Here is a 14430-nt window from a genome sequence, read left to right as displayed (position 1 = left end):
TCCGTAACCTCACCTTGGATGAACCTGAGCGCGGTGCTAGCATGCTCCGGTCAGTGCTCTTGGGGTCACGGATGCAGGGAATGTGTCCACTCACCGAACGGACGGTAACGACGTTGGCAAACTCAGAAAAGCTTCCACCGAAGCCCTCGCTAGTGCATTGGACGATCGTCGCGACGGCAATTGTCGCAACCATCGTCGCGGCGGTTATCGGCTTCACGGCTAGCGACGCCGAACTCGCACGATTCGTTCAGGGCATCGTCACTCCACTGCTCGCCCTGGTCGCGGGGATCTTGATTGCCGATCTCTATCACCGCATTCAGCAGAGCAACAACCTTGACCGCAATGTCGGACAGTCGGCATACGCGACGATGGTGACGCTGCAGGGCATGATGGACGTGGACAAGCACCTCGCGTCCGCGTCCAACGACCTCAATGAGGGCAACAAGCAGTCCGCATCCAGCGCCCTGAACCTTGCGCTGACGATCAGCCGGCTGACTTTGCGGCATGCCTTCCAGGCCCTGCGCGAGTCGGGGAATGTGTCGAGCACCGCGGTGGCCAAGGCCAAGACCGATTTCGCGTCCGCGGAGACCGCCGGGCAGCCCGAACGGCAAAAGATCGAGACCGCCTCGCGGCCGAACAACTACACCGTCGGCGTGGGCAATGCCTGAAGAGACGAAGCCAGCAGAGCAATCGGCTGGTGATGTGGAGGCCGACGCCACGGAGGGACCAATCGACCCGATCATCGGGAAGGTCGCCGATATCGTCGACCGCTACTCGGTGCTGGTCAACAAGGGTGATGACGCCGGCGTCGAGGTCGGGATGATCTTCTCTGTGATCGGCGCGACCGGGACCGCCGTGCGCGATCCCGAGTCCGGCGATGACCTGGGCACGCTGCCCATCGAGAAGGCACGTATCCGGGTCACCGAGGTGTACTCGAAGTTCTGCCAGGCCGAGACGTACCGTGTCACCGAGCCCGCCGTCGCGGGCCTGATCAGCGACATCCTGCAGGAACAGTGGCCCGGAACCTCCGACGACTTTGGTCGCGAACAGTTTCAGCTCAATGTCGTGCCCACTCCCGTGGTGCCGGAGGCGGCCGACGTGCACATCGACGTCGGTGACTACGTCTGCGAGCTGATTCCCGCCTCCTAGGTTTCTGCGATTTCGGTGCGTCTGTGTGCGGTGAGCGCACCCTTTTGCACCGAAATCGATGGATGACCACTGGATGAACATCGAAAAACCCACCTAGAGGCCGCGTCTAGGTTGTTACGTTCAGATCATGGATACCAATCTGATGAAACGAGCAGCAGGCGCGGTTTCCGTCGTGGCCTTATCAGCGGCGGTCATCGTCGCGTGTTCTCAAGAAGACAGAAACGCCGCTAAAGAGTCGGTGTCGAGTGCGACAAGCGCCGCATCGTCGGCTATCAGTGCTGGTGGTAGCGCCGCATCGAGTGCCGCCTCGTCGGCCAGCAGTGCGGTGTCGTCCGTCGTCGCGGGCGCGCCGTCCACTGTCAATGTGCCCGGTGTCGGCGATGTGACGCTGGAGCCGTCGGTCGCCGAGGCGTACACCAAGGCCGGCGGAGAGGCGAAGCTCGGCCTACCGACCGGACAGCCCGACAAGGTGGGCGACGGCACGGTGCAGGCCTTCGCCAAGGGCACCATCTTCAGCTCACCGTCCACCGGTGCGCACCTGGTGCAGGGCGAAATCCTCAAGGTGTACACCGCCCAGGGCGCAGCGGGTGGTGAGCTCGGCTTCCCCACCGCCGACGAGGCCGAGACGGCCGGCGGACCCGACGTCGCCAAGGGCGGCTGGATCGGCGAATTCCAGAAGGGCTCCATCACCTGGCTGAATCAGGGCGACGGAACCTTCAAGGAGACCGTCACACAGAAGTAGCGGATTGGGTGCGGCGGCGGGCGCGCTGAGCGGTCAGCGTCCGCCGCGGCCCCAATGCGGATTCTCCGCAGGCGACCAACCAGGCAGAGTGAGATCTGGCCACGGAGGCCGACGGATGACGGCCGCAAGTCCCAACACTGCCGCCAGCAGTCCGGTGACTATGCCCAACGTCGAGGCTCGGTCAGCGTTAAACGCCGGACACCATTGGGCGTTCCCGTCTTTGACGGCGAACACACCCAACGGTCTGGCCAGTGTTTCCAAAGGTTCACCGTCTGGGCCGCGACCGCGGCTGCGCACCTTGGCAACGGTGATGACCATGGTGCCGTCTGCCGTCGCATACGGCTCGCCATAGACGATGGACTTACCGTTGTCGGTCGCGAGCCCGTCGAACGAGTTTGGCAATTGCATGCCGCCCATTGTCACCGCCGACGGCCTAGAAGGCGAGAGTTGCTTCAGATTTCGGCGCCGGAGAACAGGATGAGATTCCCGTCGGGGTCTTTCACGATGAAGGTGGCGCTCCCCCACGCCTCGGTCTGCATCGGCTGGTGAAAGTCCACACCCGCTACCCGATACTCCTCATGGAGTGGCCCAAGCTTGTACACCGTGACCACCGCAGACAGCGGATCACGTTCTGTGGCAAGGAAATTGCTGTCATACACGGGACCGGCGACCTTGCGTAGATTCAAGTTCGCGCCGCCGCGCCGCACCTGGCCGTAGAAGGGCGGCTCGCCGTAGGTGAACGCCACCTCGAAACCAAGCTTGTCGACGAAGAAGCCGATGGCACGCTCCAAGTCGGTCACGAACAGTTGTGGTTCGGCCGCCACAACGTCGGGCGAGGTCATGAGTTCGAGGCTATAACCACTTGCCCGCGAATAGTTCCAGATGGCCACAGTTGGGGCAGCGGTCGCGCCCGAAGACACTATTTGCGCGGGATCCAGTGTGCGACCATCTGTCGATGGAGCCGGATGGTGACCCCGAAGCCAGAATCCGGGAGCTGGAACGCTCGCTGAGCGAGCGGACCCGAACGTCGGAGCTGGGCGTCCCCCGCCAGAGCCCCTATCCGCCGCCGGTGTACGGCACGACGCAGATGCCGCGCCCTTCCGTCCCCAAGAATGGCCGGCGGTTCGCTGTCTTCGCGGCGGCGCTCGCCGCAGGAGGTGCGGGAATCGCCTTCTACGCCGCCAAACCGACTATCCCCCACGATGTTTCGACAAGCTCGAGCGTGACGACGGCGCGCCCCACGCGTTCAACGATCGTGAGGCTTCCGACGCGAACAAGCCTGACGCCGTCATCCACCTCGGTTCCTGGCCCCACATTCGTGCCGCCCGGGTCGACGTACAGCGTCTCCGGCACGCACAAGCACGTCATGGTGACGTGTGACGAGTGCTCGATCAACGTCAGTGGGGTCTCCAATACCGTTGAAATCGAAGGCAATTGCGACACCCTCACGGTATCCGGCGTTGAGAACGTGGTGACCGTGGGCACCGCGGGGAAGATCGGCGTCTCGGGCTTCGACAACAAGGTCACGTTCCAGTCCGGAGAACCCGATGTCAGCAAGTCGGGTAGCAACAACACCGTGGAGCAGGGCTGACGTCAGCTGACCGGTGAACGGCCGTTCGACGCGCGTTCGGCAGCCGCCAAGAGGGCCTCTCGGAACTGCGGGTGCGCGATGGCCGCCAGTGCCTCGCCGCGCTCGCGGACCGTCCTGCCTTCCAACTCGGCGGCGCCGTACTCGGTGATAACCACATCGACCTGGTGCCGCGGAGTGGTGATCACGGCACCCGGACCGAACCACGGCACGATGCGCGACTGCAGCACGCCATCCTTTTCGAACGTCGAGGGCAGGCAGATCAGCGAACGGTCCGACAGCTCCAGCCCGGCCCCCGCCACGAAGTCCTCGGCACCGCCGATTCCACTGAACTGTGCCCCGTTGATGGTGTCGGCGACCACCTGCCCCTGGATGTCGACCGCGAGCGCACCGTTGATCGAGATCATGTCGTTGTTGGCGGCGATCACCTCCGGCGCGTTGACAATCTCGACCGGCAGGAACGCAACTTCGGTGTTGCCGTCCAGCCACTTGTAGAGCTCCGGTGACCCGAACGCGAAGGTCGTCACGCTCACGCCGTCGTACTGCCCCTTGCCGGTGTTGGTGATCTTGCCGGCGCGGTGCAGCTGCATGCAGCCGTCGGTGAACATCTCGCTGTGCAGCCCATAGCCGCCGCCGTCCCCCTCGGCCAACAACGTCGCAATCTGGTTGGGAATGGCGCCGATTCCGGTTTGCAACGTCGCCCCCGATCCGATGAATGCGACGGCGTGCTGCGCGATGGCCCGATCGACATCCGACGGCCCCGCATCGCCCCCGGGCAACGCGAGCGGTGCGTCCGTCGAAGACACCAAGATATCGATCTCGTCGACGTGCAGCGCGTGGCGATGCTGCTCCCCGAAACCGGATGTGCGCGGATAACCGTCCGAGACTTCGACGATGAGCAGTCGCTCGGGATCTTCGCCCGCACGGCGTAATTCACCGATCGTCCCGCCCGCATGTAGCGAGAGAGAGCACCAGCCGTCGGCATCCGGCGGCGTCGCGACGGTCGTCATCACCCGTGGCGACTGGCGCTCAAGCAACGGCCCAAACCGACGAAAGTCCGCAGCCGCGAACTCGATATCGGCGCCCATGTCTCGCAGCGCACGCTCGATCGGACCGAAGAAGCCGGATAGATAGTGCACACCAGGTCGGGAGAATAGTTCGGTGCCAACCGCAAGCAGCGCGCCATACACCCGCAGATCCGTCCAATCCTGGCGCACGCCGAGAGCGCGCAGCAAGGCCGGGGGCTGACCGGGGCCCAGAGGGATACCGAGCGTATCGACTGGTTCCAACAATGCAGCGGCTTGTTCTGCGGTGAGCTCCTGTGGCATGGCACCAATCTTGCATGAACTGGTGCTCGGCGGTCGACGTTGCGAGCGGGCGCGTGTTTGGCCAAAAACCCCCACATAAGCCCATATTCTGAGAGGACGACGGGAGTAAGCTCCGGATACCCGACAGCGCTGCCGCGCGCCGGGCAACCCGGTCTCGCGGAGGCCACCATGAGACAACTGGACACTGCCGATACGCCCCAGCGCGAACTGACCATCGAACTCCGCAACATAGTGCGCGAGTACAGGGTTGGTGGGCAGACGGTGCGTGCGCTCAACGAGGTTAGCCTCCGCCTGGCCGGCGGCCAGTTCGTGTCGATCGTCGGGCCATCGGGGGCAGGGAAAAGCACCTTGCTGCATCTGCTTGGGGCGTTGGACTCCCCCGACTCGGGATCGATCACCTTCGACGGTGAGGAGATCGGCAGCCTCCGCGATGAGCAACAGTCCGAGTTCCGCCATCATCGGGTCGGGTTCGTTTTTCAGTTCTTCAACCTGCTGCCGACGCTGTCCGCGTGGGAGAACGTGGCGGTCCCCAAACTGCTCGACGGCATCCGGCTGGGCAAGGTCAAACCGGATGCGGTTCGACTACTGGAGCGGGTCGGCCTCGGTAAGCGGACCGAACACCGGCCGGCCGAACTATCCGGCGGCGAGATGCAACGAGTCGCGGTGGCGCGAGCCATGATGATGGACCCACCACTGATCCTTGCCGACGAACCCACCGGGAACCTGGATTCCACCACGGGCACCGCCATCCTGACCCTCCTCAACGAAGTCGCCCACGAGGAAGGTGCCGGCCGCATGGTAGTGATGGTGACCCACAACGCGGAGGCCGCCGCAGCGACCGACCGGGTCATCACGCTGCAAGACGGTCGGCTCGGTTCCGACGAGATGTCGGTGGCTCCAGGGTGAAACGCCCCGGACACACCATCGCCGCCGCAGCGAGCAGGCTACGTGTGTTCAGTCTGCGCGAGCTGACCGTACATCGTCGACGCACCATCGCCTCGATCGCCGTAATGGCTGTTTCTGCAATGTATCTCGTGGCAATATTCGGCATCTTCGGGTCGATCACCGGATCGGTCAACCGGTTGGCGGACGGAGTCGCCGGCGTCGCCGCGCTCGAGGTATCGGGTATCACCGACGCGGGATTCCCTGAAGCGGTACTGGCCGATGTCGCCAAGATCCCTGGCGTGGCGACTGCAGCACCGATGATACGGATGTCCGCACCCACAGATTCGGAACCAGTTTTGCTGTTCGGCGCCGACGATCGCAGTTCCGCGTTGGAAGGCGCCCTGAAAGATGCTGTCGGGGTGAAGGTTGACGCGCCATCACGGGCGGCCGGCGGTGTTCAGGTCGGGCCGGCCGTCGGCCACACGAAAGGCGAGAAGTTCCGGCTCGGCTCGGGTGCGGTCACCGTCGACGAAGTGCTCACGGGCAAGCAACTCGCGGATCTCAACGGTGGGCACTATGTGCTTGCCCCGCTACCGTTGGCGCAGAATGTCACTGGACGGCAAGGGCAGCTCGATTCGATTCTGATCACCACAAAACCGGGGGCGGATCTCGCCGCGGTTCGCGACAAGGTCACCGCCGCGGTGAACAGCCGGGCGATCGTCGCTGACCCGAGTCTGCGGGCCGCGCGTGCCGGCGACGGCGTCAAGCTCATGAACTACATGGCCCTGATGGGTGCGGCGGTCGCGTTGGTGGTCGGGGCGTTCCTTATCTACACCACGATGACCATGGCGATAGCCCAACGCCGCCCGGTCATCTCGATGCTGCGCGCAATCGGCGGTCGCCGCGTCACGATCGTTCGCGATATGCTCGCCGAGGCCGCGATCCTCGGTGTGATCGGCGGCGCCATCGGGTCAGCCCTCGGAATAGTACTGGGCCGCCTGGCGATTGGCCGTTTGCCGCCGACGGTGACTCAAGGGCTCGAAGCCCGTATCGAGTACTGGCTGCCCGACTACGCGATCCCGGCTGCCGTCGCTGCGACGGTACTCACCAGTGTGGCCGCATCGGCAATGGCTGCGCGGCAGGTGTACAAGGTATCGCCGATCGAAGCGCTTGCACCCGTTGGAGTTTCCGTGGCCGACAATGTGCCGCGTTGGCTGCGTATCGCCAGCGGGGTCGTGGCCGTGGCGGTGCTGGCCGCGTCGATGCTGACCGTGTTCTACCAACCGGGGTCGCTCGCCTTTGTCGCGATCGCGGCGCTGTTCACTGCCGAGATTGCGCTGGGCTTCGCGCTCACCGGACCCATCGTGAACGCGACTGCCACAGTGGCTCGAATGTTCGGTTCACCCGGGGCGCTCGCGGCGGCGACGGTCCGACGTGCGCCGCGGCGGGTGTGGGCCACCGTGATGACCGTGCTCATCGCCGTGGTCACCACCGTGGTAATCACCGGGACGAACAACGACATGATCCGATCTGCGCGTGACATCTTCGCGCCGGTCGCCGATGTCGACGTCTGGGTGAGCGCAAACTTGCCCGATCGCTACCCCACTGACCTGCTGCCGCAAGGTCTTACCGAGAAGGTGGCAGCGGTTCCGGGGGTCGCGAACGTCGTCGAAGGCGCGTCCGGATTCGCCGTCATCGGCGGCACGCGCGTGATGCTCAATGGCTTCTCCCCCGGCACCCACGATCCGCTTTTCCGTGCGCTCGACGAACACGTACGTCACGAAGTGCTGGACGGCCGGGGCGTGGTGCTCTCACAGAACCTGGGCAAGACTCTCAGCGTCCAAGTGGGCGACGAACTGGAGTTGCAAACGCCCCACGGCCCACAGCGCACGCCCGTGTTGGCCCTGGTGCCCTACTTCTCGACGGTCATCGGCACCGTCGGGATGAGCCTGGATCACCTGCGGGCATGGTTTGACCGCCCGGGCACGACGACACTTCAAATCAACGCCGTCGACGGCGCAGATCCGGGGCGGCTGCTGGCCGGCGTCCGCGGTGCGGTGCCCGCACCTAACTACGTGTACGACGGCCGCACCGCGTTGGCCGGCCTGGAAGCCCCACTGCACCAAAGCATGCTGATCGCCAACGCCGTATGGATCATCGTGGTGTTCGTCGCCGCGGTTGCGCTGCTGAACACGTTGACGCTCTCGGTACTCGAACGGCGGCGGGAAATCGGTGTACTGCGGGCGATGGGATCCAGCCGCCGGTACACCTTGGGCATGGTTCTTGCCGAGGCCGCGGCCATCGGCATCGTGGGCGGCAGCGTGGGGCTGCTGGTCGGTGTGGTCGATCAGTGGCTGTTCAGCCTTGTCAGCGGCAACATCATGAACTTCAACGTCACCTTCCGTCCAAGCCCCATGGCGCTGGTCTTCACCGCGGGCGCGCTGGCGATCAGTCTGCTCGGCTCCATCCCGCCCGCACGGCGCGCGGCGCGACTCAACATCATCGAGGCCGTCAGCGTCGAATAACACTATTCGGCGACGGTTGCGACGCCTTGCAGGTGAGGTGTGCACGGCGGCGGCACCAGAGTTCGTCGAACGCTGCGCAATCCCCCGGTATCGAATCCGGCTGCGGCAATCGCTTCGACGGTCCGGCGGTTCGGTTCGCACCCGGACGCCAACCATGACCACGGCGTGGCGATCAGATCCTGGAACCACCCCATCACACCGTCCCCGCGGACATGCTCAAGAACCACCAACCTGCCTCCCGGTGCGAGCACCCGACGGATCTCACCGAGGGTCGCCGCCACATCGTCGACCGAGCACAACACCAGCCCGACATGCACCGAGTCGAAACTGTTGTCCGGGAACGGTATCGACTCCCCGACCCCATCGAGGATGTCGACGTCAACGCCGCGGCGGCGCGCAAGGGTGCCGGCCATCCGGCGCATCGCCGCCTCCGGCTCGATCGCCGCGACCGATGTCACCGCGGGCGGAAGAAACATGAGGTCGGTTCCCGGGCCAACGCCCACGATCAGCAGCCTGCCGACGGCAAGGCTCATCGCCTCCCGCCGGTACCGGCGATAAAACAGTCGGTCGAAAATCGGCATGCCGAGCCGATATACATACGGGAACAATGGATTACGATGCTTCATGTGTCGCCGCCGCCCAAGTCCATTCGGAACGGTGGATATTCGTCGCGCATCAACGAGACGTACACGGCCACCCGGTAACGCCAGCGCACGATTCCCATGATGAGGTCGAACATGCCCGGCGACACCGTGCCGCTGGCCAACAACCTCACCGCGGAAATCACGGCCAGCACCTGCAGCAATGGCTCCATAGCCCAGCAGATGATGATCTGCGGCAGTGCCAGTAACAGCTTCACCAGCACCACCCACTGGGTGAGTCGTTCCGGATAGTCGACCTCGAGCTCGCCGGGATAGTCGGGCCGCGCGGCGAGCGTGAAGGGCGGGTACTGATCGGTGCTGTTCATCGGAAACCGGTAGTTCATGACCCGCCAGGACCAGCGCAGCACCCCGACGTTGAAATCGAAGATGGTCCGCGGATATCGCCCGGTGAACAAGATTGCGATACCGGCGATGACGGTCAGTACCGGATACACCACGTACAGGACGATCAATATCGGGTAGTGCGGAACCGCCAGCACGCACCATTTGACGATAAAGAGCCAGCGCGAGGGCGCGTCGATCGCGCCGCGCACACGGACGGCGTTGTCCGGCAGGGTCATCACGGCCGGCAGATCGTATCGGCTGCAGTGCCCCGGTTGATGTCGGCAGCCATCCGACGGTGACTCACCGACTGTAGGAACGTCGCTAGCGCCCACGTCATGAACCGGTCCGAGACCATCGCCGCCGTCCGCAGCACGGCCTCACCGTGCGAAATCTGCAGCGAGGCAACCCGGGACACGGCCGCAGCGCGGCGTCGGCGGGTCTTCTCATACCAGCGCAGCGCGTCGGGCAAGTCAGTATCGGTACCGCGCTGGAATTCCGAAAGCGCCTTGCACAGCACCATCGTGTCGAGCAGTGCCTGGTTGGTCCCCTGCGCGAAGGTCGGCGGCATGGTGTGGGCCGCATCGCCGAGCAGGGTCAACGCGCCGTGGCCCGGCCCGGGAATGGGATGTCGGAAATGGGGATAGGGCGAATGGGCCAGATCGTCGTCGGTGAGCATCGCAAGCACGCGATCGACGGGCTCGGACCACCCGGTGAACGTGGACCGGATCATGTCGATCGGGTGTTCCGGCCTGACAAAGCCGGACGACCAGGGCAGGTCGAACCACCACTGCACATCGGAGCCTCCGGCCGGCCAAAGCCCGAGATTTCCGCGCTCACCGATAACGACGAAGGCGACGTGCTCATCGGCGCCATTCGGAAGGGTTGCCAGCCCCTGCCAGCTGCACCAGCCGGTCGGCTCCGCGTGGTCTGCGCCGACGGCATCGCGAACCATCGAATGCCGACCGTCGGCGCCGATCACCAGGTCACCTTCGGCCGCGCTGCCGTCCGCGAACTCGACCCGCGCCCCGCCGCACCTGTCGGCCACGTCGACGACCCGGGCATTGCACCGGATACGTTCCGCCGGAAAGCCTTTCAGTAGCCGATCAAGCAGGTCTTGGCGCGGGACCATCCGAACCGGCTCGCCCAGCCGGTCTGCGATCGTGGCCACGTCCAATGCGGCCAGCGGGTGCCCTGTCGAGGTCATGACCCGCACGGTCGACAGCTGCTGGCCGGCCCCGTCCATATCCACGCCCAGCTGCCTCAGCACCGTGGCGCCGTTCGACCAGATGGTCACCGCACCGCCACCGGCCTGGATATCCGGACGCCGCTCGTAGACGGTGACGTCGTGGCCGTCCCGCAATAGCCCCCGAGCGATGGAGATTCCGCCGACACCGGCGCCGACGACCAGAACCCGCAACGAGGGTGCCTTCGCTGCTGGCGTCAGCTTCGTGGGTCGGCTCGTGAGCCGTCTTGGCTCCACGGCTCAATGTATGACCGCGACGGGCCCGCTGTACAGGTTTTATGCCTCTTCGTATGTGAGCTAGGACCGCGGCTGAATCGGCGGCGAGCCTCCGCCGAACGCGGGAAACACAGCGTCGCGCAAGCATCGTCGAGGGTTTCCGCGATCGTCTGCGGAACGCTGGCGCAATAGCGTTCATCTGAGCCGATTTAGCCGGACATCCCATCAGGTCGAGTCGCTCGCCGGTCAGTGCTGCGCGTGCATGCCTTGCCCCGAACTCGTACATGTGTGCGCGTTCGCAAGCTGGGGCAGCCCTCTCTCACAACCAATGTTTCGGGGCCGCCGACACTGCCCAACTGTCTCCTAAGCACCCCGATCAGGCGATACGGTGTGCGCCCAGTCGGACTCGAGCCGACACTTGGCGGATTTTGAGAACGTACTGGCCGCGTAGCGCGACCAGGTGAAACGGGTTCACAGAAGGTAGCAAAACCGCTGCAAGAGAATGCATTAGGCCGTTGCCGGTACGGTAACGGTACGCCTTCGGTACGGCCCCATATCGCCCTCGGTCGCCGGAAAAACGCCGGGACGAGCGGGTTAGCTAGGGCGTGGGCCGGGCGAAATCGGATGTTCATGTCTCACCGGGATGAGAGCATTTGGACAAGGTTCGAACAATCGGGAGGGCATTGAAGTGTTCGGCGAGACTCCGGACGGCGAGCCGGTCCAGTTCTGGCCGATTCGCCGCACCGCAGCTCGGTCTTTGAGGCCAGGCGACGAGATTCTGGTACCAGACCCAGACGACCCGTCGAAGCAGGCGGCAATGCACGGCAGGATTACCGATATCCGCGACGACCCACCACCGGCGGGGATGATCGTGATCAATGGAGAACTTGTTCGAGGCGGGGCTGGACTCTTCGAGAAGCCTGCTCACCCGTGGGAGTCGATCGACAGGCTTGTACAGCCCGATGAGCCGCTGCCGGGAAGCGAGTTCCGTTTGGTTCGCGGTGACGAGATGTGGAAGTGGCTTCAGGTCGAATTCAATGACCCCCATGGGTCTACGGAGAAGTACCTGCTCGGGACATACCGTCGCGTTCAGGACGACGAACTCAATCGAGAGGTTATCGAGGTGAGAGGACAAAGCATGTGGAACCCGAAAAAGGTGATCACGATGACGTTCCTCCCTGAAGCCGTTATTCGCTTCGATGGCCACCGTTGACGGTTACGCCATCCGGCAACGCCGATATACGTCTAGTTGAAGGACACGTCGCCTGCGGCGCTGGTGTTCCCGTCGTCGCAGACTGCGTCGGCCAATCTTTCAACACAAAGACGAAGTCATTAGATCTGGTCGTGACGCTGCCGCGCTTCGACTACGACCTTCAACTCGTTGCTCCCGAATGGCAGGCGAACGCAACGAGTCCCGCAGACCTGAAAGAGCAGGAGGGGGACTTCAAGTGGGGAGTGATCACGGCGTGGGAAAATGCGCCCGATGGCAGTCAACTTCCGATTACGGCTCGGGTCGACAGATGGCGCATCGAGTTCCTTGTTGAGTTTCCGGCGGGTGCGTCTTTCAGCTCCACAGCCTGGTCCGCGATGGAAGAGATCGACGACTGGTGGGAGTTGTTTAGCTCCTGGCTTGAAATCATCACTTCCCACAACATATCGACCAGGAGAAAGAGCGGAGGCATACGCGCCGAACCGATCTGGATATGGGATGCAAGCGATTTCGTGAGTCGGCGCAACGCAGGGGTGGCACGATCAGGGCAGGCCTACAACCAGACAGCTGGGGCACCGGTTGACGTCACCACCCTAGAAGCCTGCATGAGGCTCGCCGCTGACGGGCAGCCCCCGCCCGACATGTGGATGTTTATCCGAGACGCGCGTGCGCTCATCGCCAGGGGCGATTTCCGGCGGGCGGTGATAGACGCCGGGACCGCCGCCGAACTGGCAATGACCGATATACTCGACCAGGATTTGGCAACAACCGACAGCGTGCTCCGTGATGCGCTAATCGGCCGAAGCAGAACCCTTGAGGGTCGATCAAAGCTCATGAAAGAGCTTGGCGCAGGTGTAGTCCCAACAAACTTTAGGAACGACCTGCAAGAGCCGAGAAATGGGGCTGCTCACAGCGGTGTCCAACAGACGCTAGCTAGCGCCACAAAGGCCTTGGAAGTGGCGACCAACCTGGTTGAGCAAGCGGAACCGTCGCTCGGCCTAATTCCTGAGAGCGCCACCGATTAGTTGAACTGTCGCCCGAGTAGCGGCACGACGTTGCTCGTGCCCTCCGCGACATGGGCCGGGACCGGTGGCTCCGGCAGGGTGTTTAGTGCGCCGCCGTCCTCTTCGAGGATGTAGTCGCCGTAGGTATCGAGTGTGAGTGTGAATGTGCTGTGCCCCAGCCACTTTGATACCAGCATGAAATGGACGCCCGCCGAAAGCTGCATCGCCGCGAACGTGTGCCGCAGATCGTGCAGCCGTACCCCGCGAACCGCTGGCTCATCTGCCGTGGCAGGTCTGTGGCCGGCAAGCCGATCGCTTCCAAGGCTGGGCGGAAAATGGTGTCGTAGAACGCGCCCATCGCGAGCGGCTGGGACCAATCCAGCGGCACCGCGTACCGCTCTCCCCGGCTGCGCGATAGCCTCCTCCGTTCTTCCGTGACGGCCACAGCGGCGCAGTCGGGTCGTCGCGATGCGGTGCTCTGCGAGGTACGCGGCTAGACGCTCCGCAAGCCAGTCCTGCAGCGGAACAGTGCGCCGAGACTTCTTGGACTTGAGCGTGCGCGCTACCCATTGCCCATCGTCACGCTCCTTGGTTCGGCGCACGTTCACCGAACACTTCGGCCCCGGCGAGAACACGAGGTCGCCAATCTCAAGGCCGCTGTTCTCGGCAGCATGTAAACCGCTGTAGGGCAAGAACTGCACCATGAGGGCGTACACCGGGTAGGCGGGTAGGTCCGCCACTTCACCCGCGATAGCAGCGCTGAGCTGCCCGACTTGCCCGGCGGTGAGCGGGCGGTGCTCAAACTTCTCATGGTCGCCTCTGCCCCGTGCGCTTGGGCTGTACGTTGCGTCGGCGGGATTGGCTGGGATCGCCCCATGCTGCTTCATCGTGTAGGCAAGCACTCGGCACAGCATGTCCCATGCGTGCTTACGGCTACCGGGCGTGAGCGGTTTCTTGTCGCCTTGCCGCGAGGCCTGGGTGACTAGCCGTGCCCGGAACTCTTCGCAGTCGGTTGACGTGATCGACGCAACCGCTCGCGGGCCGAATGCGTCCAGCAAATAGCACCGCAACAACCGCTCGTACTCATCGAGGGTGGACTGCTTGAGCTTGCCGCCTGCTACCCGAACTGCTGCGCGGCAAGACACAACCGCGCGTAGAAACCGAACGGTTGTTCACCGGCCTCTTTGGCCTTCGCCAAGGCGGTAGTGCCGCTTGTGCGCTTCGCGGCGTTGAGCTCGTCGCGGCGCACCTCGGCATCCTCGCGCGTCGTGTAGTTCTCCTGGCGGGCGCGTGTCTCGCCCGGAATGGGTACGCCGAACTCATCGGTGACGGGCTCGCGCCAGACAACCCGATTCACGCGAACGGTCTTGCCTTTGCGCTTCCGCTGAGTGTCGTAGCTCCGAATATGCGCCATATCAGCGCTCCTTGGGCTTCAGGTGGGCGTCGTAGTAGTCGAGCGACCGGCGAACCACGATCATGCCAACACCGAACACGAGGTCGGTCTGCTTCCACTCGCAGGTTGCGTACAACTCGCCTTCGGCCCCGCCGCGAGCG

At 64.1% G+C, this 14430-nt stretch carries 16 protein-coding genes; 8 read left to right on the top strand and 8 right to left on the bottom strand.

Annotated elements, in window-relative coordinates; genetic code table 11:
• Positions 1 to 80 precede the first annotated feature (80 nt).
• The 3 genes from FZI91_RS09425 to FZI91_RS24205 all read left to right on the top strand — a co-directional run bounded on the left by FZI91_RS09425 (position 81) and on the right by FZI91_RS24205 (position 1891).
• A complete protein-coding gene (locus FZI91_RS09425; RefSeq protein WP_162525491.1) occupies positions 81 to 668 on the top strand; it encodes a hypothetical protein in 588 nt (195 codons plus the stop codon).
• Positions 661 to 1149 (top strand): hypothetical protein, encoded by a 489-nt coding sequence (locus FZI91_RS09420; RefSeq protein ID WP_155938764.1) that lies wholly within the window; start codon positions 661 to 663, stop codon positions 1147 to 1149. The genes FZI91_RS09425 and FZI91_RS09420 overlap by 8 nt, the downstream gene beginning before the upstream one ends.
• A 127-nt stretch (positions 1150 to 1276) precedes the next feature.
• The gene (locus FZI91_RS24205; protein ID WP_155938763.1) at positions 1277 to 1891 is read left to right on the top strand and encodes an LGFP repeat-containing protein; all 615 of its coding nucleotides are present in this window, start codon (positions 1277 to 1279) and stop codon (positions 1889 to 1891) included.
• 33 nt (positions 1892 to 1924) lie between these two features.
• Here FZI91_RS24205 and FZI91_RS09410 read toward each other — a convergent pair whose 3' ends face one another.
• Together FZI91_RS09410 and FZI91_RS09405 are read right to left on the bottom strand one after the other, a co-directional pair.
• Positions 1925 to 2308: a hypothetical protein gene (locus FZI91_RS09410; RefSeq protein ID WP_162525462.1), complete on the bottom strand. Its 384-nt coding sequence runs from the start codon at positions 2306 to 2308 to the stop codon at positions 1925 to 1927.
• 35 nt (positions 2309 to 2343) lie between these two features.
• The gene (locus FZI91_RS09405; protein ID WP_155938761.1) at positions 2344 to 2733 is read right to left on the bottom strand and encodes a VOC family protein; all 390 of its coding nucleotides are present in this window, start codon (positions 2731 to 2733) and stop codon (positions 2344 to 2346) included.
• A 113-nt stretch (positions 2734 to 2846) separates the two neighbouring features.
• Between FZI91_RS09405 and FZI91_RS09400 the strand changes: the two genes are divergently transcribed.
• A complete protein-coding gene (locus FZI91_RS09400; protein WP_155938760.1) occupies positions 2847 to 3482 on the top strand; it encodes a DUF3060 domain-containing protein in 636 nt (211 codons plus the stop codon).
• 2 nt (positions 3483 to 3484) lie between these two features.
• Here the strand turns inward: FZI91_RS09400 and FZI91_RS09395 are convergent, their stop codons facing one another.
• Entirely contained in the window at positions 3485 to 4807 is a 1323-nt protein-coding gene (locus FZI91_RS09395; RefSeq protein ID WP_155938759.1) for an acetyl-CoA hydrolase/transferase family protein, read from the bottom strand.
• A 207-nt stretch (positions 4808 to 5014) separates the two neighbouring features.
• On the opposite strand from FZI91_RS09395, the gene FZI91_RS09390 reads away from it, so the two are divergent.
• Both FZI91_RS09390 and FZI91_RS09385 read left to right on the top strand, forming a co-directional pair.
• Positions 5015 to 5713 carry an ABC transporter ATP-binding protein gene (locus tag FZI91_RS09390; RefSeq protein WP_155939048.1) on the top strand — a complete coding sequence of 233 codons (699 nt, stop codon included), beginning with the start codon at positions 5015 to 5017 and terminating at the stop codon, positions 5711 to 5713.
• 104 nt (positions 5714 to 5817) lie between these two features.
• The gene (locus FZI91_RS09385) at positions 5818 to 8217 is read left to right on the top strand and encodes an FtsX-like permease family protein (RefSeq protein WP_239001608.1); all 2400 of its coding nucleotides are present in this window, start codon (positions 5818 to 5820) and stop codon (positions 8215 to 8217) included.
• Between the two features lie 2 nt (positions 8218 to 8219).
• Here FZI91_RS09385 and FZI91_RS09380 read toward each other — a convergent pair whose 3' ends face one another.
• The 3 genes from FZI91_RS09380 to FZI91_RS09370 are packed head-to-tail and all read right to left on the bottom strand — an operon-like array spanning position 8220 to position 10620.
• Positions 8220 to 8843 (bottom strand): class I SAM-dependent methyltransferase, encoded by a 624-nt coding sequence (locus FZI91_RS09380; RefSeq protein WP_155938758.1) that lies wholly within the window; start codon positions 8841 to 8843, stop codon positions 8220 to 8222.
• Positions 8840 to 9412, bottom strand: a complete 573-nt coding sequence (locus FZI91_RS09375) for a DUF4389 domain-containing protein (protein WP_162525489.1) — start codon at positions 9410 to 9412, stop codon at positions 8840 to 8842. Before FZI91_RS09375 ends, FZI91_RS09380 begins: the two co-directional genes overlap by 4 nt.
• Before the next feature lie 26 nt (positions 9413 to 9438).
• On the bottom strand, positions 9439 to 10620 hold the full coding sequence (locus FZI91_RS09370; protein WP_155938756.1) for an NAD(P)/FAD-dependent oxidoreductase: 1182 nt from the start codon (positions 10618 to 10620) through the stop codon (positions 9439 to 9441).
• A 685-nt stretch (positions 10621 to 11305) separates the two neighbouring features.
• Here FZI91_RS09370 and FZI91_RS09365 point away from each other — a divergent pair.
• Positions 11306 to 11875 (top strand): hypothetical protein, encoded by a 570-nt coding sequence (locus FZI91_RS09365; protein WP_155938755.1) that lies wholly within the window; start codon positions 11306 to 11308, stop codon positions 11873 to 11875.
• 131 nt (positions 11876 to 12006) lie between these two features.
• Positions 12007 to 12897, top strand: a complete 891-nt coding sequence (locus FZI91_RS09360) for a hypothetical protein (RefSeq protein ID WP_155938754.1) — start codon at positions 12007 to 12009, stop codon at positions 12895 to 12897.
• Here FZI91_RS09360 and FZI91_RS09355 read toward each other — a convergent pair.
• Both FZI91_RS09355 and FZI91_RS09350 read right to left on the bottom strand, forming a co-directional pair.
• Positions 12894 to 14021, bottom strand: coding sequence for a site-specific integrase (locus FZI91_RS09355; protein WP_155938753.1), 1128 nt, complete (start codon positions 14019 to 14021; stop codon positions 12894 to 12896). The two genes, FZI91_RS09360 and FZI91_RS09355, sit on opposite strands and share 4 nt — an antisense overlap.
• The gene (locus FZI91_RS09350; protein ID WP_155938752.1) at positions 13994 to 14290 is read right to left on the bottom strand and encodes a hypothetical protein; all 297 of its coding nucleotides are present in this window, start codon (positions 14288 to 14290) and stop codon (positions 13994 to 13996) included. The genes FZI91_RS09355 and FZI91_RS09350 overlap by 28 nt, the downstream gene beginning before the upstream one ends.
• Between the last annotated feature and the right edge of the window lie 140 nt (positions 14291 to 14430).

This window comes from Mycobacteroides sp. CBMA 271 (genome assembly GCF_009729205.1).
Classification (GTDB): Bacteria; Actinomycetota; Actinomycetes; order Mycobacteriales; family Mycobacteriaceae; genus Mycobacterium.
Note: the sequence above shows the minus strand (reverse complement) of the source record. Positions and strands in the feature narration are given on the sequence as shown.